Annotated in this window: 1 protein-coding gene; it reads right to left on the reverse strand. The window is 23.6% G+C overall.

Going from position 1 to position 3,233, the window contains the following annotated elements; genetic code table 11:
* Nucleotides 1–344 precede the first annotated feature (344 nt).
* Nucleotides 345–3,059 carry a DUF5814 domain-containing protein gene (locus tag MBCUR_RS01590; RefSeq protein WP_067089393.1) on the reverse strand — a complete coding sequence of 905 codons (2,715 nt, stop codon included), beginning with the start codon at nucleotides 3,057–3,059 and terminating at the stop codon, nucleotides 345–347.
* Between the last annotated feature and the right edge of the window lie 174 nt (nucleotides 3,060–3,233).

Consider the following 3,233-nt stretch of genomic DNA (forward strand, 5'->3'; position numbering starts at 1 on the left):
TAATAAATATTTTTTTATATAATAAAATTATAAATGATTATTTTAAAAATTAAATATAATAAAAACTTATTTTTTAAAATAAATAAATTTTTCAACAAACCATTAATTCGAAAATTTTATTTCNGGACTATAGTTATTTTCATTTAGTTAATTTAAAATATTTATTTTATTTAGTTATTTTTCCTTTGGTTATTTTTATTTAATTAACTCTTGTTCAATGTGAAATATACCTATAAAAATATTAAAACCTTTTGAAAATGTGAATATTTTTTTAATTGGTTAACAATTTTATTTTAATCTCTATTAAAATTAAACTACTCTAGTTATAAAATTTACTTAATTATTTAAGGGTTTTCAACTAATTTTATTAAAAATTGAATTTCATCAGCTAGTTCAACCCAATTAAAAGCAATAGCTATTCTTTTAGTTGCATCAAGGTATCTAACTAAATTATCTAAAAATGAAAAAATATCACTATGATAAGTTTGAATTTGATATTTAGATGAAAGCTTTTTAGAAATATCAATTGGATCCAGTTTATTCAGACGTTCATTAAGAATAAAATTTGATATTCCTTTTTGAATACAATCACAAAATGGCTTATCTTCACATTGGCACTGGGAAAAGTCCATTTGTAGATTCAACAATGCGTCTTCATATTTTTTATCTAATTTAGCTATTGTTTCACCAGAAGAAATTATATCCAATGTAGATGGAGAAAATAACCTTACTGGAATCTGAATTTTTAATGCATTATTAATGTGGGCTTGTAAGTGTGAAGAAAGATATGCATTTTCAAATAGCTCTAAAGACAAAATTATATCCAAAATATCTAAAAATAAATCAAATGAAAAATCATATTTAGTTTTTAACTTTGATTTTTTTGCTTTATTGTTATCTTTTATTTTACTCTTATTTTTAGCTTTATTAGGCTCATTATTATTCTTTTTATTCTTTAAATAATCAATGAAATATTTTTTATTTAAATGTTTTAATGATTTTCTAATTGCTTCTCCTTCATCAATCATTAAAAAAGACATTGAAACTGCTCTTCCATATCTAGTTGTAGTAACATGATTATTTTTATTTTTATCTTTATTTTTATTTTTATTTTTATCTTTAACTTTTAAATTGTCTTTGTTAAATTTAATGATTTTAATTAATTTATAGTCTAATAATTCATTTATAATCATATCTATATCAAAATCTTGGTTTTTATAATTTTCATATATTTCCGTTACAGTTTTTATTGAATTAGATGAAACATCGCTTAAAATAGCTTCAACTAATGAGTCTTCACTAAAATCAAGGTGTACATTATCAACATCACTTTCAAGAAGTTCTAATGCAACGGCTTCCTCATTTTCCCCATTAAAATTTTTTCCTATCTCAGGAAGTAAGTAAACAATCCCTTTATCATTAAAACTTGGTCTACCTGCTCTTCCACTCATTTGATGGAATTCATTAGAAGAAATCCACTTTATTCCCATTAAAAGTGACTCAAAAATTACCTGTGAAGCTGGAAAATCAACACCTGCAGCCAATGCTGCTGTGGTTACAACTACTGGAATATCTCCTTTTGCAAAATTTTTTTCTATTTTTTCTTTTTTATAAAAAGACAAACCAGCATGATAACTAAATGCATTTAATCCTTTTCTCTTTAAAAAATGAGCAATTTCTTGAGTTTTTCGCCTTGAATTTGTAAAAACAATAGTTTGACCTTTAAATCCTTTAGAAGATAAATTATTATACTCTTTAAGAACTAATTTTCTAATAATATTCTTTTTTTCAATTTCTCCTCTAACCATTAATAAATGACGTTCTAAAGGCACTGGTCTTTTATCATATTCAACTAATTTTAAATTAAAATTATTAGCTATTTGTTTTTGATTTTTAATTGTTGCAGAAAGGCCAATTATCTGAGCATTTGGAAACAATTTAGCTATTCTAATGATCATTCCATTTAAACGAATCCCACGGTCTTCATCATCTAAACTATGAATTTCATCAATTAATATGGTTCCAACATCCCCTAAAGACTTGTATTTACCTGATCGAAGTACAAAATCAATTCCTTCATATGTTCCAACCACAATGTCTGAAGAACTTACGTCCCCATCTTTAACTTTAAGTTCGCCTTTAGCCATAACTCTATTTTTTCCAACTTTAATTGAGGTTTTAAAATTTAAATCTGAGTATTTTCTCTTAAAATCTCTGTATTTTTGATTTGCAAGAGCAACAAGAGGAGTTAAGTAGATAAATTTCTTATTTTTGTATAAGTTGTTTATTCCTGCAAGCTCTCCAATTAAAGTCTTACCACTACCAGTTGCAGAAACCACTAAAAGATTCTTTCCCTGAAGTAAACCCTCTTTTACTGCTAAAAATTGAATAGGAAGTAAATAATTATTTCCATCATCATCAATAATTTTTTTAAAATCATTTGGAATTTTTAACCTTGAAACTGGTATTTTAGGAAATTTTCTATTATCTTTAGACTCTATTTTATCAAAAAAAGTTAAATTTGTATCCTTAACAGGGTCAAATTTTGAGTTTATGATTTTTAAAACTAATGATAAATCTTTTTTTTTATCTAAAATTTGTTTAAATCTTTTAAATAATTTTTTATCAATACCATTTAATTTTAACTCCTCTTTAATAATATTTTCACTACATTTTTTACATATTTTTTGATTGTGATATTCAAAAGCCGAATCATCGTTTATAATAGTAATAATTCCATTGTAACTACACTGTTTACATATTTTTGTAAATCTAAACTTAATGTCTTGAGAAGATAAGAATTCTTCCATATCACTGTCATGACTTGATAAAAATACTACTTGTTTTTTTAAAATCTTTAAAGCAGCAGATGGAGGGTAAAATTTTTCTTCATCATCTTTTACTATTATAAATCTATTTAGTACATATTTATTTAGATTATTTCGTTTGAATTTTAGTGTTCCAATAAATTTAGGAGTCCTCATACTATTTAAAGCACCCTTTAATTGACCAATAGGATACAATTCCCATAATTTATTCTTTTTGTTTAATACAATCATAATACACAATCAAGTTTTATATTTATTTTGTAAGAACTGTTTAATAAATCTTATGAAAAATAAAAAACTTCAAATCAATAATTTTTATGTGAAAAATAGACTTTATTAATATTTTTTAAAAACATATAATTACCAAAACAATAAAAATGTACAAAGATTAAAAAAAAGAAAAAA

It is taken from the genome of Methanobrevibacter curvatus (assembly GCF_001639295.1).
Lineage (GTDB): Archaea > Methanobacteriota > Methanobacteria > Methanobacteriales > Methanobacteriaceae > Methanoflexus > Methanoflexus curvatus.

Excerpts from the sequence above, each read along its gene's own strand:
- MBCUR_RS01590 (WP_067089393.1), bottom strand. The coding sequence starts at position 3,059 with ATGATTGTATTAAACAAAAAGAATAAATTATGGGAATTGTATCCTATT.